This is a genomic window from Mucilaginibacter agri, assembly GCF_009928685.1.
GTDB lineage: Bacteria > Bacteroidota > Bacteroidia > Sphingobacteriales > Sphingobacteriaceae > Mucilaginibacter > Mucilaginibacter agri.
Genome location: NZ_WWEO01000043.1, coordinates 597,917 through 619,272, shown reverse-complemented (window position 1 = coordinate 619,272; position 21,356 = coordinate 597,917). Strand labels below are relative to the sequence as shown.

At 41.6% G+C, this 21,356-nt stretch carries 26 protein-coding genes and 2 tRNA genes; 13 read left to right on the top strand and 15 right to left on the bottom strand.

What is annotated here, in order from left to right; translation table 11 throughout:
- Positions 1–9 precede the first annotated feature (9 nt).
- Both GSY63_RS15745 and GSY63_RS15740 read left to right on the top strand, forming a co-directional pair.
- Positions 10–2,301 carry a TonB-dependent receptor gene (locus GSY63_RS15745; RefSeq protein WP_166586760.1) on the top strand — a complete coding sequence of 764 codons (2,292 nt, stop codon included), beginning with the start codon at positions 10–12 and terminating at the stop codon, positions 2,299–2,301.
- 202 nt (positions 2,302–2,503) lie between these two features.
- Positions 2,504–3,724 (top strand): glycosyltransferase, encoded by a 1,221-nt coding sequence (locus GSY63_RS15740; RefSeq protein ID WP_166586759.1) that lies wholly within the window; start codon positions 2,504–2,506, stop codon positions 3,722–3,724.
- On the opposite strand, the gene GSY63_RS15735 is transcribed toward GSY63_RS15740, so the two are convergent.
- The 3 genes from GSY63_RS15735 to GSY63_RS15725 are packed head-to-tail and all read right to left on the bottom strand — an operon-like array spanning position 3,681 to position 6,808.
- Positions 3,681–4,496 (bottom strand): alpha-1,2-fucosyltransferase, encoded by an 816-nt coding sequence (locus GSY63_RS15735; RefSeq protein ID WP_166586758.1) that lies wholly within the window; start codon positions 4,494–4,496, stop codon positions 3,681–3,683. The genes GSY63_RS15740 and GSY63_RS15735 overlap by 44 nt on opposite strands.
- Positions 4,493–5,836 carry a flippase gene (locus GSY63_RS15730; RefSeq protein WP_166586757.1) on the bottom strand — a complete coding sequence of 448 codons (1,344 nt, stop codon included), beginning with the start codon at positions 5,834–5,836 and terminating at the stop codon, positions 4,493–4,495. Before GSY63_RS15730 ends, GSY63_RS15735 begins: the two co-directional genes overlap by 4 nt.
- Before the next feature lie 9 nt (positions 5,837–5,845).
- Entirely contained in the window at positions 5,846–6,808 is a 963-nt protein-coding gene (locus GSY63_RS15725) for a hypothetical protein (RefSeq protein WP_166586756.1), read from the bottom strand.
- 129 nt (positions 6,809–6,937) lie between these two features.
- Here GSY63_RS15725 and GSY63_RS15720 point away from each other — a divergent pair, with 129 nt between their 5' ends.
- The 3 genes from GSY63_RS15720 to GSY63_RS15710 all read left to right on the top strand — a co-directional run bounded on the left by GSY63_RS15720 (position 6,938) and on the right by GSY63_RS15710 (position 9,782).
- The gene (locus tag GSY63_RS15720; RefSeq protein WP_208094557.1) at positions 6,938–7,600 is read left to right on the top strand and encodes an MBL fold metallo-hydrolase; all 663 of its coding nucleotides are present in this window, start codon (positions 6,938–6,940) and stop codon (positions 7,598–7,600) included.
- A 38-nt stretch (positions 7,601–7,638) separates the two neighbouring features.
- Positions 7,639–8,496 carry an NAD(P)-dependent oxidoreductase gene (locus GSY63_RS15715; protein ID WP_166586755.1) on the top strand — a complete coding sequence of 286 codons (858 nt, stop codon included), beginning with the start codon at positions 7,639–7,641 and terminating at the stop codon, positions 8,494–8,496.
- 377 nt (positions 8,497–8,873) lie between these two features.
- Complete coding sequence (locus GSY63_RS15710; protein WP_166586754.1) at positions 8,874–9,782, top strand: cation diffusion facilitator family transporter; 909 nt, start codon at positions 8,874–8,876, stop codon at positions 9,780–9,782.
- A 2-nt stretch (positions 9,783–9,784) separates the two neighbouring features.
- Here the strand turns inward: GSY63_RS15710 and GSY63_RS15705 are convergent, their stop codons facing one another.
- The 4 genes from GSY63_RS15705 to GSY63_RS15690 form a co-directional block, all read right to left on the bottom strand.
- Positions 9,785–10,204 carry a BLUF domain-containing protein gene (locus GSY63_RS15705; RefSeq protein ID WP_166586753.1) on the bottom strand — a complete coding sequence of 140 codons (420 nt, stop codon included), beginning with the start codon at positions 10,202–10,204 and terminating at the stop codon, positions 9,785–9,787.
- An 84-nt stretch (positions 10,205–10,288) separates the two neighbouring features.
- Positions 10,289–10,801: a GNAT family N-acetyltransferase gene (locus tag GSY63_RS15700; protein WP_166586752.1), complete on the bottom strand. Its 513-nt coding sequence runs from the start codon at positions 10,799–10,801 to the stop codon at positions 10,289–10,291.
- A 138-nt stretch (positions 10,802–10,939) separates the two neighbouring features.
- Positions 10,940–11,146 (bottom strand): hypothetical protein, encoded by a 207-nt coding sequence (locus GSY63_RS15695; protein ID WP_166586751.1) that lies wholly within the window; start codon positions 11,144–11,146, stop codon positions 10,940–10,942.
- A 103-nt stretch (positions 11,147–11,249) separates the two neighbouring features.
- Positions 11,250–11,585, bottom strand: a complete 336-nt coding sequence (locus GSY63_RS15690; RefSeq protein ID WP_166586750.1) for a cupin domain-containing protein — start codon at positions 11,583–11,585, stop codon at positions 11,250–11,252.
- A 157-nt stretch (positions 11,586–11,742) separates the two neighbouring features.
- Between GSY63_RS15690 and GSY63_RS15685 the strand changes: the two genes are divergently transcribed.
- On the top strand, positions 11,743–11,985 hold the full coding sequence (locus GSY63_RS15685) for a hypothetical protein (RefSeq protein WP_166586749.1): 243 nt from the start codon (positions 11,743–11,745) through the stop codon (positions 11,983–11,985).
- Positions 11,986–12,053: 68 nt separating this feature from the next.
- Here GSY63_RS15685 and GSY63_RS15680 read toward each other — a convergent pair whose 3' ends face one another.
- Entirely contained in the window at positions 12,054–12,551 is a 498-nt protein-coding gene (locus GSY63_RS15680) for a DUF2147 domain-containing protein (RefSeq protein WP_166586748.1), read from the bottom strand.
- 101 nt (positions 12,552–12,652) lie between these two features.
- On the bottom strand, positions 12,653–13,294 hold the full coding sequence (locus GSY63_RS15675) for an HAD family hydrolase (RefSeq protein WP_166586747.1): 642 nt from the start codon (positions 13,292–13,294) through the stop codon (positions 12,653–12,655).
- Positions 13,295–13,415: 121 nt separating this feature from the next.
- Here GSY63_RS15675 and GSY63_RS15670 point away from each other — a divergent pair, with 121 nt between their 5' ends.
- A complete protein-coding gene (locus tag GSY63_RS15670; RefSeq protein ID WP_166586746.1) occupies positions 13,416–14,678 on the top strand; it encodes a metallophosphoesterase in 1,263 nt (420 codons plus the stop codon).
- A 3-nt stretch (positions 14,679–14,681) separates the two neighbouring features.
- On the opposite strand, the gene GSY63_RS15665 is transcribed toward GSY63_RS15670, so the two are convergent.
- Positions 14,682–15,041, bottom strand: a complete 360-nt coding sequence (locus GSY63_RS15665; protein ID WP_166586745.1) for a helix-turn-helix domain-containing protein — start codon at positions 15,039–15,041, stop codon at positions 14,682–14,684.
- A 220-nt stretch (positions 15,042–15,261) separates the two neighbouring features.
- Here GSY63_RS15665 and GSY63_RS15660 point away from each other — a divergent pair, with 220 nt between their 5' ends.
- A complete protein-coding gene (locus GSY63_RS15660) occupies positions 15,262–15,609 on the top strand; it encodes a response regulator (RefSeq protein ID WP_166586744.1) in 348 nt (115 codons plus the stop codon).
- Here the strand turns inward: GSY63_RS15660 and GSY63_RS15655 are convergent, their stop codons facing one another.
- Positions 15,610–15,972 carry a hypothetical protein gene (locus GSY63_RS15655; protein ID WP_166586743.1) on the bottom strand — a complete coding sequence of 121 codons (363 nt, stop codon included), beginning with the start codon at positions 15,970–15,972 and terminating at the stop codon, positions 15,610–15,612.
- Positions 15,973–16,098: 126 nt separating this feature from the next.
- Complete coding sequence (locus tag GSY63_RS15650) at positions 16,099–16,800, bottom strand: S24 family peptidase (protein WP_166586742.1); 702 nt, start codon at positions 16,798–16,800, stop codon at positions 16,099–16,101.
- A 125-nt stretch (positions 16,801–16,925) separates the two neighbouring features.
- Here GSY63_RS15650 and GSY63_RS15645 point away from each other — a divergent pair, with 125 nt between their 5' ends.
- From GSY63_RS15645 to GSY63_RS15630, 5 genes are all read left to right on the top strand, one after another.
- The gene (locus GSY63_RS15645; RefSeq protein ID WP_166586741.1) at positions 16,926–17,693 is read left to right on the top strand and encodes a hypothetical protein; all 768 of its coding nucleotides are present in this window, start codon (positions 16,926–16,928) and stop codon (positions 17,691–17,693) included.
- 89 nt (positions 17,694–17,782) lie between these two features.
- Positions 17,783–18,691 (top strand): hypothetical protein, encoded by a 909-nt coding sequence (locus tag GSY63_RS15640; protein ID WP_166586740.1) that lies wholly within the window; start codon positions 17,783–17,785, stop codon positions 18,689–18,691.
- Positions 18,692–18,715: 24 nt separating this feature from the next.
- A complete protein-coding gene (locus GSY63_RS15635) occupies positions 18,716–19,294 on the top strand; it encodes a hypothetical protein (protein WP_166586739.1) in 579 nt (192 codons plus the stop codon).
- A gap of 155 nt (positions 19,295–19,449) precedes the next feature.
- Complete coding sequence (locus tag GSY63_RS24690) at positions 19,450–19,614, top strand: hypothetical protein (RefSeq protein ID WP_208094556.1); 165 nt, start codon at positions 19,450–19,452, stop codon at positions 19,612–19,614.
- Between the two features lie 3 nt (positions 19,615–19,617).
- Complete coding sequence (locus GSY63_RS15630; protein WP_166586738.1) at positions 19,618–20,094, top strand: hypothetical protein; 477 nt, start codon at positions 19,618–19,620, stop codon at positions 20,092–20,094.
- A gap of 33 nt (positions 20,095–20,127) precedes the next feature.
- Here the strand turns inward: GSY63_RS15630 and GSY63_RS15625 are convergent.
- From GSY63_RS15625 to GSY63_RS15615, 3 genes are all read right to left on the bottom strand, one after another.
- A tRNA-Leu gene (locus GSY63_RS15625) sits at positions 20,128–20,211 on the bottom strand.
- Between the two features lie 60 nt (positions 20,212–20,271).
- Positions 20,272–20,355: transfer RNA gene (locus GSY63_RS15620), tRNA-Leu, on the bottom strand.
- 456 nt (positions 20,356–20,811) lie between these two features.
- Complete coding sequence (locus GSY63_RS15615) at positions 20,812–21,174, bottom strand: response regulator (protein WP_166586737.1); 363 nt, start codon at positions 21,172–21,174, stop codon at positions 20,812–20,814.
- Between the last annotated feature and the right edge of the window lie 182 nt (positions 21,175–21,356).

The following is a 21,356-nucleotide window of genomic DNA, read 5'->3' as shown; positions in this document are numbered from 1 at the left end:
ATTTTTTTCATGAACATTAAGACCTTACTCAGCTTATTGCTGTTATTTTTTATACCTGTTTACCTTTTTGCGGCGGCCGAAGTTACCGGCAAGGTTACCGACGCTAAAACCGGCGAATCCATCGCTGGCGCTACCATTACTATTCAACAATTACGCATTACTACTATTACTGATGCCAAAGGTCAATTTATTATTAAATCGTTACCGGCAAAAGGTAAATATCTGGTAGAGATACATTCGTTAGGCTACAAGCCGATGGTTAAGACGGTGGACTTTAATGTACCCGGAGCATTAACCTTTGCACTCGAGATCAGCAATGTGGAAACCCATGAGGTGGTAATTACAGGTACGCCTATTGCGGCAAACAGCAAATTTAACAGCACATCGGCGGCCAGCGTGTCGCGGGAAGACCTGCTTGCACCATCATCAAATCTTATTGATGGTTTGGCCAAACAAGTGCCGGGGGTAAGCCAGATCACTACCGGCCCGGGCATATCAAAACCTATTATTCGTGGTTTAGGATACAACCGCGTAGTTACATTGATGGACGGTGTTAAACAACAAGGCCAGCAATGGGGCGACGAGCACGGTATCGAGATTGACCAAAACCAGGCCGACCGCGTTGAGGTACTTCGCGGTGCTGCATCTTTATTATACGGATCTGACGCTATCGGTGGTGTTATTAACGTGCTGGAACCTCTGGCGCCAACATCGGGCACTGTTAAGGGCGAAGTATTATCGAGCTACTCTACCAACAACGGTTTAAGCAACAGCTCGGTAATGTTAACCGGTAACGAAAACGGCTTTGTATGGCGTGGACGCGGTTCGTACCAAAACGCTTATTCATTTAACACTCCGGGTGGTTACTACATTAACAGTGGTTACAACAACACCAGTTTTAGCGGTATGCTGGGTCTTAACAAAGGCTGGGGCTACTCGCACTTAAACTTCTCATACTTTAAAAACAATATCGGTTTCTATGACTCTGATCCGGGCGACCCATTGTACGAAGGTAAAGGAACAGATCGCACGCTCGACTTCCCTCGTCAGGACATACGCCAGTATAAGATTGCGTTGAACAATAACTTCCTGATCGGAAACGGATCTTTAAAACTGGATTTGGGCTATCAGAAAAATCAGCGCCGTGAATTAGACGAGCCGACCCCTGCCCTGTTCTTCGACCTAAACACTTACTCTTTAGATGCTAAGTATTACCTGCCAGAGAGCAACGGGTGGCAGCCGATATTTGGTGTAAGTGCCAGCGATGCACACAGCCAAAACAAGGGTACTGAATTCCTGATTCCGGCTTACGACCAAACCAGCGCCGGAGCATTTGGCTATGTTAAAAAAACATGGGGGCAAAACACCTTTAACGCAGGTTTACGTTTCGACTACGTTAACAACAACGGCAAGCAGTTATTTATTGATGGCGAACAGAAGTTCACGGGCTTTAAAAACAACTTCAGCAATGTAAGTGGTGCCACAGGTTACACCCACGTGTTTAACGATATATTCAGCTTCAAAGCCAATGCGGGTACTGCATTCCGCGCGCCAAACCCGGCCGAGCTAGGTTCTAATGGTGTGCATGAAGGTACATCGCGCTATGAAGTGGGTAACCCAGATCTGCACCCCGAGCGCAGCTTCCAGGCAGATGCCGCTTTAGAGTTTGGCAAAAACATTGTAACCGGTAGCATCGGCATTTACGAAAACTATATCCACAACTACATTTATGCTTCGGGTGCCAAAGGCGACCAGATTACCCTTACCAATGATGCCGGCGAAGAGCAAACTTATGATGTTTACCGCTACGGACAGGTTAATGCTAACTTATATGGAGTTGAAGGTAACCTGAATATCCACCCTACCTCTTTCCTGCACCTCGATAACACCTTTAGCTATACCCACGCGCAGAATGAATCATTCGACAGGCCATTGCCTTTGATTCCTGCCGGAGTTATTCATAACACTCTACGCTTTGAACCTAAGGTTAAAGGCTTGAAAGATTTCTATGTATCGGCAGGTTTAGATAACTTCTTTAAACAAACCCGTATCGATCCTACATTCGAAACCGCTACTGATTCGTACACGCTTGTTAATGCCAGCATTGGTACAACACTGCGTTTAGGTTCGCAGCCGCTAAAACTTTATGTAACCGCATCTAACCTTACCAACAAAAAGTATTACGATGCTTTGAGCAGGTTACGTCCAGGTCGCCTATCGCAGGAAGATCCTACTTATGGGGTATTTAACCCAGGCCGTAATGTTACGTTCGGCGTTTATTTGCCTTTCAACATTAAGTAGCAGGATAAGTTATTTAGAATTAAAATTGAGCCTTCTGATGTTTCAGGAGGCTCAATTTTTTTATAGTGGTTACAACGATTAACCCCTCAGGAAAAAGAGTTAAGCAATGATTAAAAATCTAATCGATTTGTAAATTCTTACAACTGAAAACGCAGATTTCCCGTACTTTAAGCAAAAAAATAACTACTTTGAGGTCTTGTTTATGAGCTTGACAAATAAAACAATTGTAATATTTGGTAATACGCGTTTCGATAGTGCCATACAGGCTACGTCATTATTCGTGGCGCGAAACCTTGCCAAAAACAACAAAGTTTTTTTTGTTGATTATCCTTTTACCTTTAAGGACTACCTCACGTATCGCAATTCTGAAGAGCTTCAGGTGCGCAAATCAAAGTTTCCGTTTTCTGCGGACGGGCTCATCAATACAGACCTGCCAAATTTCAAGGTAGTTATCTGCCCGCCTGTTGTGCCGATCAATTTTTTACCGGAAGGCAAGCTTTTCAGGGTGGCACTGAAAGCCAACGAGGCCATTATAGCCAAGAGGATCAACACTGTTTTAAAATCTGCCGGGGTTAAGGATTTTATCTTCATTAACTCGTTTAATTTCCATTATCCCGACATTGCCAAAACAATTAAGCCAAGCCTAACGGTTTATCAGTGTGTAGACCCCATGATTGTGCCTTATGATATGAAACATGGTATTATATCAGAAGATAAACTGGTAAAGCAAAGTGATGTGGTTATTTGCACCAGCAAAGCCCTGTATAACGAAAAGAAACTCGACAACCCCAATACTTATTTTGTGCCCAATGCTGCCGATGTAGCCTATTTTGGCAAAACGCTAAGTGCCGATATGCCGGTACATGCCAAAATAAAAGAGCTGCCTAAGCCCATTATTGGTTATCTGGGTACTATTGAGCGCCGTATAGATTATACCCTCCTGGAGGAAGTAGTAAAAACCAACGCCGACAAAACTTTTGTTTTGGCTGGCCCTGTTTGGGATAACTATATCCCGAATTCTATTACGAGCCAAAACAATGTGCATGTTATAGGCCCTATACCCTATAACGAAGCGCCTCAGTTGATCAAAGGTTTTGATGTAGCCATTATCCCTTTTAAAAAGGATGAGGTAAGCACAACTATTTTTCCGCTAAAATTATTTGAATATCTGAGTGCCGGTAAACCTGTAGTGGTGAGCGATTTTAACCCAGATCTGAAAGATTATACAGATAACGTGGTCGCCTATGCAGATGGCCCGGCTAATTTTACCGCTGCAATTAACGAAGCGCTGGTAACCAATGATGATCAAAAGATTGCAGACCGCATTGCCATTGCCAAATTAAACAGTTGGGAAAAACGTACCGAGGATATTGCAGATATTATAGACTCGCATCTTCAAGCCCGTACCACTCAAACCGCTTAGTCATTACCCCTTTGGGGTGCTCTTTGCCGATGTGGAAACCCATCCAGTTTTTAGGCGCTATTACCCGATTTTTCTTTTCGCACATGTAAGCAGCCCACCACGCAAATGTACTGTTAGAGATAATAGCTATATCGGCATTCATTAATAACTGAAAGTCGGTGATCTCATCATTATCAGAATAGATATAGTTGGGCTTAGCGGGAAAATTCTCTTTCACAAACGGCATATCGTCACTGCAGAAAATGATCTTGTAGTCGTCCTGGTTCTCGATAGCTGCAAGCCTTTGTTTAAAATATTCCGCTGGTAATGATATATCCCGTTTGCCATAGCTCAGGTAATCGGTACGGCGTATGTGCATCACAATGGTTTTCTCCTTACGAAACAATTCGCCATACTGGTCATCAAAATGCTTTACAAACTTCGGCCTAATTTTAGGGATAACCGGGTTGGGCATATTACTAACATAGAAATCTGTTTGATGGAATCCATGATACAGGGTACGATCGGCAACTTTCAACGGCTTAGGCACTTCTATGTTCTGGATATACACCTCCTTAAACTTGCCGTACTTATATAACAGCTTACCCAAAGCAGCATAAAATTTGCTGCCCATGTAGTTATAGGGGCCAACGTCGAAATATTTATAAACAGACGAGTGCCGCGGATTAGGCATAAAGATCCATTTACCTTTATTGGTAGCCTTTACATACTGAAAAAACTGAAACTGAAATAACTGGTTGCCTAATCGCCCGCAGTATGTTACTCCTGTCATGCCTTCTTAAATATCGGTTTAACATATTTGTTATACATCTCGGGGTAAAAACCAAAAGCATAACGCCAGGTATTCCCGAGGTTAATGTCAAGTTCGCGCTTTAAAATAATCTGGGCTATTACAAAACCAATAATATTGGATGCCAGCGTTGCCCAGGCTGCTCCCATAACACCCAGCTTTTTAATAAGCAGGTAATTAAGCAAGGCGTTGGTAAAGCCGCTTATCATTACAATAATAAAAGTGAGTTTTGGTTTGCCCATCGAATCGAGCACAGTGCCGAATTGCCTTCCGTAAGGTATCAGTATACAGTACAGAACGGTAACCCGCAGTACGGGGATGGTATCGGCGTAAGTTTGTCCTGCTATAATATCAACTACCCAGCCCGCAAAAAAGAATAGAAAGATTAATCCCGGCATCAGGATGGCTAGTACAGCCCCTACCGATTTTTCGTACAAGTACTTAACAGCCTCTTTACCCTGGCTCTCCATACGGCTTGCGCTTTGCGGGAAAACGATAGTGGCAATAGAGCTTGTGGGGATCTCTACCAGGTTGGTAATACGCACTGCTACGTTATAAGCCCCAGCAGATGCTGCAGAAAGAATACCGCCCAGCATCATCTGATCGATACTGTTTGATAGCATGGCGCTAATAGTTGTACCAAAGGCATATTTGCCGTAATTAAATAATTTTAGCATCCATTCCTTCTGCCACTGCATAGCAATGGTAAACATGTTTCGAACGTAGAAATAAGACACAACAGCACTGATAAACGTGCTGATAATCTGCACATACACCAGATTAATCAGTTCCATCTTGGCGTAGCCAAGATAAGCCACCAATATGTAAAGGAACAATCCACCCTGCCTGATAAGCGTGCTGATAAAGATTCCCTTAAAATTAAAGCCAGATTGCTCGATAGACTGAAACTGGGTCAAAAACCCCGAACAGATAAATACCAACGTAAACAATAAGAACATAGCCTGCAATTCGGGGAGTTTCCACAAGTGTGAAAGGAATACTGCCAGACCATAGCTAATGATCACGTAAAAAACGGTAAGTGCACCGCTTATGGTAAATGAAGCAGAGATAATTTTGGGGCGTTCTTCTTTGCTTGCCCCTGCTAAAAATTTAATCAGCGCGCTTTGCACCAGTCCGTTACGGATAAATTCCAGAATGGTTGTAGTAGCGGTAAACAATGTCCAGGCGCCAAACTCATATTTGGTGAGTACACGCACCAGCATATAAAAACTCCCAAACCCCAGCAATACACCCGACATGCTTTGCAGCACCGTTAATATAGCCGACTTAAGCCAGTATCGGTCTTTCTTTTTTTCTTCCATTTAAACTACCTATCGCGGCTTAACTATATAATGTTGCTGTATATACTGCTTAACTTCATCGTCGGTTTTGGCGTGCAAAACTTTAGCTCCCGACAGTTTGGGATATAAAATATCAAAGCATTTAAAATGATGCTCGGGCCCTTTTTTAGAGATTACAATGTTAACGCCGCCAAAGTAACTGGCTAACGCAGCCGTGCCACCATGCACTGATATAAAGTGGCTTGCATTTGCATAAACCATTAATTGCAGGTGATTAAAGTTATTGGCTTTTGCTCTGTTCTCTTTCCAAAGGTCTTTCATCAGTATTACTTCCGGATGGGTTTCGGCAAGCCAGTCAAACTCGTTCAGATCGTAAATATCGCTGTTATCCATCGTGATATTTTCCGGTCGTGGGCGATTGTAGATAATGGTGTAGTCGTTCTTGAGATTACTGATCATATAATCCAGTGCCTCAATGCTGTAATAGCTTATTGGTGGGCCGTCCCATTCCATATTATAGCGGTTGGCTATAACGAGTATTGGCTTATCATACACATAAATATCATTCTGATACTGGGCTTTCATGGGCACAGGCAGCCACTTTTTTATATCATAATCATGGCTGTACAATATGCGCGGGGTTTCGAAATTGTAGTTCCCTTCGTTACTGCGTACATCAAAATCTTCGTGGTGCTCGGGCGAAAAGAAATAAATTTCTTTGGTGTACTTTGCCGAATGTGTGCTTCTTAAAGTGCCGTTCTTATAATGCCAGTAGGCAAACGGCAGCACAAACTCTAGCTCTGGCGCAAACTCCCCGCTGAAGGTAATATCCTTGTATGGCTGCTTAAAAATATAGTCTTTTGATACATACTTAAGCTGCGCCATTTCGCAGTTATAAGTGTCCCTGTAAAAGTATCTCAGCTCGGGTGGCACGCTCGGATAGCGCAACCTCACGTATAAGCTAAACAGTTTATTTGTTAGGGTTAACGGCATATACTGTAAAGTTAATTTTTTAGGGCGAAGTACAAAATATATCTGAGTCCAGTAAATCTACCTATCAATAATTTATCGCTAAAAGAAACTTTTCTATAACCCAAAGGTTAAAATTCTGACATACCACTTATGATGAAAATAACCAAATATCTGCACTCCTGCCTTGTATTTGAGCAGAGTGATTTTAAATTATTGTTTGACCCGGGAACATTTTCCTTTGCCGAAGGTACTGTTACCCCCGAAATGTTTAAGGATGTGGACGCTGTGATCATCACCCACAAGCACCCCGATCATATCGACCCCGAGAACCTTAAAAAGATCATCGACATTAGCGGTGCCGCGCTTTATACCAATAGTGAGGTAGCTGCGGAGATTCAGAAAATTGGCATGAACGCCGAGCTGATAGAAGAAGGCAATTATACCGTTGGCCCTTTTAAACTGAGAGCAATACCCGTTGTGCACGAGCCATTGCTTGATAACCCAACTCCGCAAATGACAGCTTTTGTGATTAACGGGAAAGTACTTCACCCGGTAGATTCGTTCGAAGAAAAGCTTCTGGAATATAAAGGGATCGAGCTGGTAATTTTACCTACAATGGCCCCTTTTACCACTGAATTAAAAATAGCCGATTTTGCCGACCGCCTGCAACCCAAACGCATACTGCCCGTACATGATGGTTTTGCCAAAGATTTCTTCCTGAAACAACGCTACGAGAATTATACCAAACATTTTAAGCAAAAAGGCATCGAATTTATAAACATTAAACCGCTAGGGGATTCTGTTGAAGTTTAATTGCAAAAAGCAGGTTTTAGCAGTAACTATGCATTACTATGAGCAACACTAAATTAGGCTGGGCCGGCTTAGGCAACATGGGCACCCCCATGGTAAAAAACCTGCTAAAAGCAGGCTTTGAAATAAGCGTTTACAACCGCACTAAAGATAAAGAGCAGGAAGCTATTGAAGCAGGAGCAACTTCGGCAGCATCGCTCACTGCGCTGACTGATATCAGCGATATTATACTGGTTATGGTATCTGACGACAAGGCTACTCAAGAGATATTTAATGGTGAAGGAGGTTTACTGCAAGGCAATGCCGCAGGCAAACTATTTATCAGTGTAAGTACCATATCGCCAGAAACATCGAAGTTTATAAATGAAAGTTGCAAGGCCAAAGGCGCTTCATTTATAGAAGCGCCAGTATCGGGCAGCGTTAAACCGGCGACAGATGGCACTTTAATTATGTTAGTTGGTGGCGAGGATGCCGACATCGAAAAAGCTAAACCAATACTAGATGTACTAGGTAAACTAACCGTGCATAACGGACCGGTTGGAGCAGGCGCGGCAGCTAAACTAGCCATCAACTACTTTTTGGCGCTAACACTTCAAGGCCTTGCTGAAACGGTTTTGTTTGCTAGAGCCAACGGCATCAGCACCGAAAACATACTTACTATTGTTAACGAAGGCGCAGTAGGCAGCGGGATCACCAAACTTAAAACTGATCCTATTTTAAAGAACGAATTTCCGGCAGCATTCGCTTTAAAACACATCGCCAAAGATTTGCGCCTCGCCACTGAGCAGGGTATCAACAGCCCCCTAGCTGGGCCGGTGTATAACACCTACAAAGCAGCTATGGATAGTGGCCTTGGCGAAGAGGATCTAATCGCAGTTATTAAGTATTTAGAGAAGTAAAAAGGCACATTGCACCATTGGAACGAAGCAATCTCAACTCGCCTGCACCTGCCTGATCCGTTTTTTATCAGGAAGGGTATTGTGAGTTACGATCATCAGTGGATGTACTTTTTCTTTTCTCCCAAAAGAAAAAGTACCAAAAAGAAAAGTCGCGGCTGCACCCTGTTCTATGAAAGTTAGTGCGTTGGCAACGCTTCCGCTATCCGAACATGCTGATGCCGCATTTTTAAGGTGACGTTAGATCTGTGCGAGCAGTTACATCCTTCTTTCTCCCCCCCTCCTCCAGAGAGGGCGGGGTGAGGCTTCTTGATTCTCCTCAACCCCAACCTTTCTTGCTTTTCGCTGTTACACCTACTCATCAACCATCTTAAAGCATCATGGCCGAATCTAAATCATCCGTTTATGGGGCGCTGGCCGCAAACACTGGCATAGCCGTTCTAAAATTTGTAGCAGCCGGGATAAGTGGCAGTTCAGCAATGCTGTCGGAAGCAATACACAGCACGGTTGATGCGGGTAACGGCCTGTTGTTATTGTTGGGGATTAACCGCAGTAAGCGCCCGGCAGATGAACAACATCCTTTTGGACACGGCAAGGAAGTTTATTTCTGGTCGCTTATTGTTTCTATATTGATATTCGGATTAGGCGGCGGCATGTCTATATATGAAGGAATTATTCACCTGCGCGAGCCCGAACCTTTTGGCAACCCGCTTTGGAATTATGTCGTTCTGGGTGGCGCCTTTCTTTTTGAAGGGGCCTCATTTGTGTTAGCTATTCGCAATTTTAATAAAGAGAAAGGCACCGGAAGCTTTTGGACCGAGCTACGTAGAAGTAAAGATCCGGCCTCTTTTGCGGTGATTTACGAAGACGCGGCGGCATTATTAGGATTGATCGTTGCCTTTCTGGGGGTATTTCTGGGACACTATTTTAATAATCCGTTATTTGATGGCGCGGCATCGTTGATTATTGGTTTGGTGTTAGCCTTTGTAGCTATTATTATGGTAATAGAAAGCCGCGATCTGCTAATTGGCGAAAGTGCGCGGTCTGAAATGGTAACCAATGTTTGCGAACTGGTAATGGCCGATCCTGATGTACAGCAGGTGCGGCGCCCGCTAACCATGCAGATGGCACCGGACGATATTCTATTGGCGCTGGATGTACAATTTAAAGATATGTCGGGTAAGCAGGTTACTTCAGTAATCAGCAGATTGGAACGTATCATCCGGAATAAATACCCGGATATTAAACGCATTTATATTGAAGCAGGGAATCTTACTAAACCTGTCTAATTTCAACGCAGCAGATTACTGGTATCAGCAAATGTGCGTAGCACTATTAACGCCGGGTGCATCTCGTCATTAGCTTGAAAGCCGTCTTTTTTAACATTGATAAATCCTTTAAACTGACTTACCACATCGTTATTTATAGTCCTGAATCCCATCCACCAATCAGGAAAGTTCCTGATTCGCAAATCCCCCTTGCTTACTTCTATTAATCTTTTATGCCGCAGGTCGGCTTTAATAGATTCGTATATTTCTTCAACGGCATCGGCCTCTCCTTCCAAAACTTGCACAAAAGCGCCTTCCCCGTAAAGCAACATGCCGGTTATATTCTTAACTGCGTTCCGCTCGCGGCTCACCGTTAAAATGTCCAGCAATTGGTCGTCACTCATCGGCTTCACTGCCGAACTCATGTAGATCAGATATTTCATGGATAGTAAGGTGGTTGAAACCATCCCGCATCAAAAATACTGCTTTAACAGGTTTTTGTTTTAACTAATCGTTTAAAAGTTTAGTTACAAAATTGGCTTTTCCATTACAAAAAGGTCTATGTGTTGTTTAGCGATACCAAAGCGTTCGTCATTTGGCAAGGGTCTTATTTCGCCTGTTTTTTGATAACCATGCCGCTCGTACCAGGCCAAAAGCTCATCGCGAGTGGTAATTACGGTTATAATTATTGCCGTCAGTCCCAATATTTGTCCGTATTCTTCGGCGGCGGCCAATAGTTTTTTGCCTATGCCCTGGCCTTGTTCTAACGGCGATACGGTAAGCATACCAAGATATAGTTTATCACCTTTTATTTCCAGATATACGCACCCGGTTATGCGGCTCTGATTGTCAACATATTTAAGTATGGAGATGTTCTCGTCTTGCAAATAACTTAGTAACATCAAATCATCCACACGTTGGCCGTCCAGTAGGTGCGATTCACTAGTCCAACCCAATTTAGATGTTTCGCCACGATAGGCGCTGTTTACCAGTGCGGTTAATTCTTCGGTATCGGTAACTGTTGCTTTAGAGATAGACATGCCTCAAAAATAAAATAACCAGCCAAAATTAGCTGGTTATTTAAAAAAACTTGAATATTTTATATGGGATAGCAAGTACGCCGCCGTGTACAAGACGCCCGATATTACAACTAAATTATTTAGGCAAAAAAGAAAGCATTACACGCGCTTTGCAATTTCATCGCGGATCAGGGCACACTTTTCGTACTCCTCGGCAATGATGTATTCTGCAATAAGATCCTGTAATTCTGCAACTGTTTTAGAAAGATACTCAAAGCCTGCAAGTTTTAACGAAGGCATTGGCATAAAATGGCCATCAGGGGTCGTGAAGCCCCATGAAGCGTTGGTCGGTGATTCTGGGTTCATATTTGTTTAAAATTTAAATAAATCAGGTAGCGTAAGGTAACAAGTTTTTTACAAAAAGAAATAACTTTTTGTAATTTAGAACGGCTCCCCTTAAAGTTCCGGATTACAAGTTTTTATAATCCTCCCTTACCGGGCTAAATACATCAATCAGTTTGCAATCTGTTATAGCCCTGCCGCTGTGCCACACATTTGACGGTATTACAGCATACATCTCTTTATCCAATACCTGCGAAATACCGTCTACAGTTAACTCAAACTGTCCCTCCAATGCAAACGACATTTGTTCATGTACATGTTGATGATTAGGAACCGCGCTACCGGCACTTACATTAATAAAATTGATAGTATTGTTGGTGGTATGGATCAATTTTGAAAGATACCCCGGAGCGATCTCTTTTACGGCGATATCACTAAAAAGTTTAAAAAATGCTGTACTCATGGTATTTGCAAAATAACCTTTTTGAAACCGCAATTAATAAGCGGTTAATGTAATTACGCAACCAATATCCTTTTCGCTACACAAATATGTTACAAACCGAAAATTAAGCCACTGGTTTAGATACACGTCGTACTTATGAATAACATTTAAATACTTTATGAAAAACATCAAAAGCTTATTAGCTATCCTGTTTATCGCTATTGCATTTCAATTAGCCGATACTACACCTACCCAGGCAAAACCTGCGGCAGCGTTTCAAAGAATTGTTGTGAGAACCGGTCCGGCGCATCCGCGTTATTACCATCGCCGTGTATATCGCCGCACTTATTACAGGCCATACCGCCGTCCGGTTTATTATCGTCATGGTCGCCCGTATCGTCGCCCGTATCGCAGATACTAAGCGATTATAACGCAACAAAGCCCTTCAATAAATATTGAAGGGCTTTGTTATATGTTTTAAGAACTATGTTATCTCGCGGTCAACATTCTGTCGCTTGATGATAGTCTTTTAAATTTGATGCTTTTACCAATAAATTTAAAGTGCCAATAGCCGGTTACCTTTAATGTACCGTCGTCTTGTAAAGCGGCACATGATGTCCACTCCTTACCGTTCTTGGCGTCGTAAATAACGCCGTTCTCCCAAGTATTAGTTTTGGCATTATACTCCAGATTACGCAAAACACTCATGCCTAAAACCTTGCGCATGCGTAAAGTTTTGTCTGGATTATGATCATCCAAACGGGTGTCCATGGGTCGGCTTTTGTCATCCGAGTCGTCAAACCACAATACAGATGCCTTAAAGGTGTCCCCTTCCTTATACACCTGTACTACAAAGTTACGTTGCTCCGAAATCCAGGTTCCTACGATCTGGTCACAGCCCACTCCCCCCTTTGCCATGCCACTGCCTGCAAACAATGTAAACAACAGCATTATGCCTAGTCCCCTCAGCGTTAGTCTTGTGTCCATATAAGCCCGTTTAGCTAAATAAAGCAATCTTAATGCCATATAAATGACAATAAAATGACTTTAATAAAGCTATGACTTATTTTGGATTAACAATGAGATAGTTACAAAATATTTTTCAGTTCGACAAACTCATTAATGGTCGCCACCTGATCTTCTTTAACCACGCCAAAACCAAAAGCAGCAAATATAAACGGCACGCCGGCTTTCTTTGCAGATTCATAATCGCCCATGGTATCACCTACGTAAACAGGGGCTTTCAGTCCATAGTCGTTAACCACATCTACAATATTTTGCCATTTGGGTTGCGTTTTAGTACCATAACATTGATGACCTAAGAACAACCCCTCGAGGCCATCCATTTTTAAAAACATTTCGATGTAACCGCTTTGGCAATTGCTTACAATAAACAGCTTGTAGCGGGTAGCCAGTTCTTTTAAAGTCTCCAATAATTGCGGGTACCAGGTACCGCCTTTACGGCCGAGCACTTCCAGTTCGCTTTTGGCAGCAAGGGCCTTAAACTCGTTACGTTGTTCGGTGGTTATGTATGGGAACAGTTTTTCGAAGATGGCATCATAAGCCATACCCACTATAGAAGCTACATGGGCAACAGTTACATCATCCTTTATATAGTTTACCTGTTGTTTGGCTGCCTGCCAGGCCTCGGCCACATTAGCGGTAGAGTCCCAAAGGGTACCATCCAGATCGAAGATTATACTGTCGTATTTATTTTTAAGTGTATCCATAGAAGTGTCAAAAATAGCATTTAATATACCGGCGGATAGAAATCAACAACTAAAAATTTTATCTTGTGATTGTTAACCGGGCTGATATCAGCAGTTTAACATTTCATTTTAAACCATTACTATGCATCGCAGCGGCTTCATTACCTTTTTTGTAATCGTATCCTGTATCACCCTTTTGTTTGATTGGTATGTATTTTCGGGATTACGTACGCTGAGCATGGGTTGGAGCCAGCGCGCCAGGGTTATAATGCTTTACGGCTACCTGCTAATATCAGTTGGTGTAACTGTGGTATTTCTGATCGGTATCGGAAGCCTCACTACCGCCAAGGGGATGACACCATTCCACGAATGGATGTTAAGTCTTTTCCTGACGTTTTTTGTAACCAAACTGGTATTTATTATCGTGCTTTCCCTGGGCGATCTAGGTCGTTTTGTTACAGGCATTGCTACTAATGTTACCAAGCCGACCAGCCAGCAAACGCATCCCTATTTTCCGGGCAGGCGCAAATTTATTAGTGAGTTGGCAATCTTGTTAGCCGCCTTTCCCTTTACCGGTTTTCTTTATGGCATGTTTAAAGGCAAGTACGCCTATAAATTACATCACAAAACCATTTACTTTGAAGATCTACCCGAAGCTTTTGACGGTTTTACCATTACCCAACTATCCGATATACACTCGGGCAGCTTTGATAACGCCCATGCCGTGCAGCGCGGTGTCGACTTAGCCAAAGCCCAAAAATCGGACCTTTTTGTTTTTACTGGCGATTTGGTGAACAACGCTGCCTGGGAAATAGAACCCTATTTCCATATTTTCAACCAACTAAAAGCACCATTTGGACAGTTTTCTATTTTGGGCAATCACGATTATGGAGACTACATCCATTGGGATAGCGAGGCTGAAAAGGCGCAGAACCTGGAAACCCTGAAACAGCATCATAAAACCTTAGGGTATCGCCTGCTTTTAGACGAGCATGTGATGCTGGAAAAAGACGGCCAAAAACTGGCCCTTATCGGCGTGCAAAACTGGGGTAAAGGTTTTATACAGATAGGTGATCTCGATAAGGCGATGGAGGGGCTTGACAAGGATGCGTTCAAAATCCTCCTTTCGCACGACCCTACCCATTGGGAGGAGAAAGTACGCTATAATCCAACTAAGATCCATTTAACACTGGCAGGCCATACGCACGGCGCTCAGTTTGGCGTAGAGGTTGCCGGTATACGCTGGAGCCCCGTGCAATATCGTTATGTAGATTGGGCAGGGTTGGCACAAAATGATGGCCGCTACCTGTATGTAAACCGCGGCTTCGGATTTCTGGCATTTTCGGGCAGGGTTGGGATATGGCCGGAGGTTACCACAATTACATTGAAGAAGAAAGTGGCGTAACTGTCAACCAACCTTTTGATTAGGCTCAAAACCTTCGCGCACCTCTTTTAATTCCAATTCGTAAGCACGCATGCGGGCATGAAGTATATCTACCTCGGTGCGCAGCATCTGGATCTCGGTTATTAGTTTGGCCGATTCGGGCTTGCTTATCTTCTTATCTCCTGTACCCAAAATCAGCCACTCGGGCGAATACTTAAGCTGGAAACATAACTTACGGATAAGATAGTAGCTCATTTCTTGCTTTTGGTTCACTATCTTGCTGATAAAGCCCTGATCTACTCCGATGGCATTTGCTAAGGCCAGCTGCCCGCCGTGATCCTTCACAATTACCTTCATCCGCTTAACTATTCCATCGTCTGTCATACCAAGTCAATATTTTTAGATGTTGCCAGCCTCGAGAGCTGCTATTGCATCGGCAATAATATGATATTTTGGCTTACCCAGCTAAATTTTAACATATTAGATTTCGAAAGGACATCTACCATCCAGACAACAATATTATATAATTAGGACAATTATTATACTATTAATAAAAATAAGTATATTTGTAAACTATCAATTAAGCTTAAAAACGACCCGAAGTTTGAAAATTTTAGTAATCGAGGATAATAAAGATATTTTAGAAGTCCTTAACCTGATCCTGATCGACGATGGTTATGATGTTGTAAGCTGTGCAGATGGCTCGGCTATTAACAATCTAAAAAACATTAAGCCAGCTTTAATACTTATGGACGAATTGCTGCCCTCCGTAAAAGGCAGTGAATTATGTTTACGAATAAAAAGCGACGACGAGTTTAAGCATATCCCCGTAATATTGGTGTCTGCCTCGCAAGGGCTTGAGCACATTGCCGCAAAATGTGGAGCTGATGCTTACATCGAAAAACCTTTTGATATCGAAAGGCTTACCGGCTTGGTTAAAAGCCTGATCTGATTAATAGATTACGTTTTGATTTAACTTCTGAAGTATAACGCTTAATTTATGATCGTAAGCGCGGAGGGTAATTCGCTTTTCTTTATAACTTTCTTTGAGCGCATTAAGCTCTTGCCCTAATGCCAGGCGAAAGTTATTTATTTTGGTAATCTCGGGGTCGTCGCCAATATCGTCGGTAATGGTTTGGCGCAGGGCATGTTGAATAGTGCGCAGCTTATTGTCAACTGCTTTCTGCAAAAAAAGCTGCGGGGTATTTTTATTTTGTTCCACCAATTTATCAACTGCCTTATTTCTAAAGAAATTAATAATCAGCGCCAAAGCCCCTAAAAAAACGGTACAAATAAGTACAATATTGAAATCCATTAACCCGATAAATCTGAATGATACAAGAATTTAACAGCGAAGCCGCTATTTATTGGTTATAATATTACAAATATTGCGGCAAATATTTACTAAAGATAAACGTCAAAAAAACATTCCTAAAAGTTCTTAATGGTTGTGTTTTTTATGAATATCCTTCACTAAACAAAGTTTCTTGATCTCCGATTTCTTGATCACAAACGGTGCGTACTTAAGCCGGTTGCCAATCATTTCGGTTGTGTTGTCGGAGTGGGCTATCACCTCATCGTCGCTATCCCCAGCAAGCAGGCGTTTGTACATCCGGTAGTCGCCCCATTCAATATAATACACCTCACCGGGTAATATCTTTTTGTCGTGAATTACTTTAAGCGCCACCCAACAGCCGTTTTCTAAATAGGGATACATAGAGTGGCCCCATACCGGCAATGCAAAATCACATTCCTCAATACCGGGGAAGTTCATATAACCTACCGGAGCGGCGTCATTAAGGTCGTTGTACACTTCAACGCCCGATGCTGTCGCAGTAACCTCATACATCGGGATGCCTTCAAAGGGCCTAATACCAGCTTCGGGCTTCTTTTCAGCAGTAGCCGGTTTTTGCCCGTCAAGAAATTCAGCAAATTTTTCTTTAAAAATTCTGAATTTTTCTGGATCTATATTTTGCCGACTCTTTATTATTTCTGTAATAGAACTTGGCGAGTTAAACCCCAGTATTTCGGCCAATTCCGCATTGCCATTAAATGCCCTTCCACGCAATTGATTGTATAATAGGATAAATTCAAGCGTTTCCGGGCGGATGTTTTTAATCTTTGATACTTTGGGCTCTTCCATAATGTTAATAACTTCTTACAGAAAATTTCTTTAATTTGGCAGGGATCGACAACGTCGCCATACCCTGCTTAGCGGAACAATCACAAGTGTGAAAGGATATTTTTCCAGACGTTGGCCAAAAGGACTTGTTAAAAGATACGCTGCAACGCTTTGGTGTAATTTGTCAAACTGATAACACCACCAAAACCATAAACTTTGCCTTCTTTAGGGACATTGTGAACAACATACCTAAGGCGCTCGATTGGAGCACCAAATGCCTCGACCAAGGGAAAACAATCTCTTTTCAGCTAGGTGGATATGCACAGGTAAACTACATGAAATACAAGGAAGATGATAATGTATTACCTAATGGTTTTGCCGATAGCCAAATTAGTGTGAAAGACACCACCTTACCTGCCAGCGCAAATCTGTTTGAAAGTCAGTTTGCCCCTACCCTTAACCGACCGTGGTTGGGTGGTACTATCGCACAAATAACCAAAATAGATACAAGCACCGATGCCAACGCTGCCGATTTTAGTATCGGTACCCAGCCACGCATCTTAATTGACGAGAAACGTTTTGTAACTACCCCCGTAACATTTACAGATGGGGGCACCACCAGGATTTTAAATAACGACTTTATATCAGTACCCTACTTTTACCGCGATGGATTGCCCGAAGATAATCTGCGGTTTAATGATCTTCGCCTTAAATATTATCCCGAATTAGAAAAGATATTGCAGCAGAGTAAAAAAGTAGTTCGCTGGCTTTTACTCACACCGCGCGATATTATGGAGCTCGATCTGCTGATACCGGTTTACCTGCAACAGGATAGCTGCTACTATTATATCAACAAAATAGATAGTTGGCGCAAAGGGCAGCCAACTAAGGTAGAACTGGTAAAACTGGGATAATTTTACAGTGCAAATATTTTTTCTGACATGCTTGACATTACGAAAACCAATAGTTATTTTTACTAACAATATTAGTAAACCTATCACAAGTGAAGAACCTAATTTTAACTATAACTCTGGCTCTAACTACAACATTCGCTTTCTGCCAAACCCAGAAAACAAACGCGGCTGATAAACCATATTTTCCTCCTCCTACGCGAGATGATAATCCAGTTCCGCAATATATACCATACAGAGATTTAAGGGGGACAATTGGTGAACAATATTTAGTACTGGCATTATACGCACCTTCCCAAACTTACAATAATTTCCACAACGCTGATCAACCTGGCATCGATCTTTCGAGCAGGGAAATGGCAGGAAAGAAATTAACACTTATTACTGTATTAAAATCGGGAAGTGTATTTTTAAAAGACTCGGCCGGGATTAATTACACACTAAATATATCTGATGGCATTATCCCTTATGTTATTCCGTATGCTGATATTGATAAGGCCCGAAGTTTATATCTGCACCAAACACTTTGGTTAAAATCCCATGCATTTAAAGTATCACAGGGAAACCAGTACCGATATATCGGACTATACGAACCTGTGACCGTAATAAATATTGAACCGGGTACAAGCAGTACGCCGGTTAAATTCACACTAAAAACCTCAAAAGGCGAAACAGGAATTCTGAGCGTAAATATTAGCGGTACTAATGTAGCCGGCAACTCAACAACAATTGATGCAGAGTATAAGAAACATGAGTTCAGCGAGATTTTTTATACAGAAAATCCGAGATCAGCTTATAGCCTTTCACCCGCGATGTGGAAAATTGTCGAAAAAGGCGATATATATATCGGCATGCCTGCCAAAGCCTTGAAGGTAATTATCGGCCCTCCTAACAGAATAAATACCGCAACTACAGCTTACGGAGATCACGAGCAATGGGTATATGGCAACTCATCTTATTATTATATAGAAAAAGGCATGTTAAAGGCAGTACAAAATTAAAATATATACAACCAAACTTTTCAAATGAATAACCAAACAAATAGTAACCCCGGTAAAAAGAACAAAGGACTATTAATCGGCTTAATTGCCCTTATCGTATTAGGTGGCGTAGCGCTCGCAAATTTCACTTCTGTAAAATTAACGTTCGAGTATTTATTTCAATTCGACCATTTTAGCTCTGGCGATAATGTATATATAAAAAGTAAATTTTTTAAAACTGATAGTGCATCCTTCAAATTATGCCGCCTGATACGCCCAATGACTGAGCATGATGTTGATTCATTAAACTTAAGCAGCAGTGCAAAAGCAGAACTGAAACTAAAGCTTAATCCTTCGTTAAAACCCTATCTTATCTCTACCCACGATGAAGTTGCGGTAGGCCGGAAACAGCATTTAATCGGCACTTATATTTCGCACGAAATGTTAGAATTAAGATTACAAGATCAACACGCTGTTCTTAATTTTTATACTATACACCCAACAGAACAAGCATTAAAAATAGATTCTTATTACCTCAAGTATCCAGATTTACCAGCAGGATATACCTGGGCAAATAATACCTATTATATTGCACCAATGTTTTTAAGTAATTCACCCCAATAATTAAGTTTAAAAAGACTTTAAATTAAAAAAGTGCAGGCGCACTTTTTTTTAATCTCAAATTATGCCAATTGGCATATTAAACACAAAACTATGCCTATTCAAAACAATGAGGGTTTTAACGAAGACTTGTTACTATTAGCATAGTGGTATCCGTCATGACTTCCTATTTTCAGTTGAAGGAGGATATCCGCGACGTGAGAACTATCCAAGAGACACAAAACAGAGTAACAGAAATTCGATTAAAGGTGCTGGAAGACCATGTAAATCTGCTCCAACAACAAATCGACGATATTAAATATAGCCAATCTCAAAAACATTAATATATGAGTTTAACATCATTTCTGTCCAAAATATGGTCAGGCATTAAGTCAATCTTCGATAAACTTCCGTACGAACTGCAGTCTGCAGCGCACATTGCAGTAGTCATTACACAGAATATTAAAAACTTTACAGACTCTCCCGCAGCTGATATTCTCACACTCCTTATACCAGGTGATATCGATAATAAAATAAAAGATTGGTTAAGGGCGAAACTCCCGGAAGTGTTAACGGCATTAAGATTAGTTGATTCTATCTCGGCACTTAAAGATCCTGACGAAATAACTGCTGCCGCCGTTAAAACCATTCAGAACCTGGATCCCAATGTGCAAAATGCATTTATGCACGATTTAAGTGTGCTAATTGCCCAAGAGATTTCGAAAGCACAAAACAATACCTTAAAATGGTCAGATGCTATTTATATTATCGAGTGGTATTATCAGCATAAATATAAACAGCAAGCTGATATAAGTGCAGGATAAATATCATAAGAGGCTGCTTACTAATATATTTAGTGCCCAGAACGAGATTCGAACTCGTACATCCTTACGAATGCCACCCCCTCAAGATGGTGCGTCTACCAATTTCGCCACCTGGGCAGGGATATTCAACAAAAAAGGTTAATAAATTTATTAACCTTTTTATTTCTTTTTTCAATGTGCCCACGGAGAGACTCGAACTCTCAAGAGACAATTCTCAACGGCTTCTGAGACCGCAACGTTTACCAATTTCGCCACATGGGCCGATGTTATCGAAATAACTTCAGCGAGGTGCAAATATAGAAGTTTGTATTAATCGCCCAAACATCTATTTTAATTTAATTTCTAATGGAAAATTCGGATTTTGAACTGTATTTTGCCCCTTTCTATGCACTGGCAATGAAGTTGCGAATATTATTTACCACTGAATAATTGCCAGACCCAACCAATAATCAATACAAAAAGCCCGAGGCAACAATAAAATATATTTTTCATAATAGGTGTGTTAAAAAGGGTTCATTAACTGTCTCTCACCTAGTTTTTGAACCCTTTATGCAACTTAATCTCAATCTCTGGTGCTAAGTTGGGGTATTGAGTTGAGATTGTAATTATTGTATCGCCTAACAGGTCGATTGTGTCGACCAAGCACCTCTTTAATGAAAAAACCGCATACATTTTCATGTATACGGCGTACGTATTTGTTGTTATTGGAAAAGCTTTTTAAGATGCCATCAGATAGCTAAGCTGGGTTGCGAAGTCCTTATTGTCAACTGGCTTTATAAAAACTGCAGCTTCGTCTATAGTATCATTATTAATGATGCGGTTGTATGATTTCGACACCACAATTACCGGTATATTTTTCAGTTGCTCGTTGGTTTTGAACAACTGGCATATCACATCAAAATTCTCATCGGCCAATACATAGTCGAGTATCACCAAATCGGGTTTATAATTTTTAGCGATTTTATATACTGCGTCTGGATCGGAAGTAATATGCATATCCGAATAACCATAAAACATTATCTCATGCGCAAGGCCAAGGATGTCATTATCCCGATCCAGCAATAATATTCTTTTATCCATATTCTCCATAAGGCAAATGTTGTACTTAAAGATTAATTTTTGATGAAGACAATTTCCGCATCGTTTACCCCTATTACAAAAGTGTATCGGTAAACAAAACAGATGTATCGATAAACAAAGTTTTTGCCACACTACTTCTCGATACATCTATTAATGACGTAAATTGTATCGTGTTTGTTACA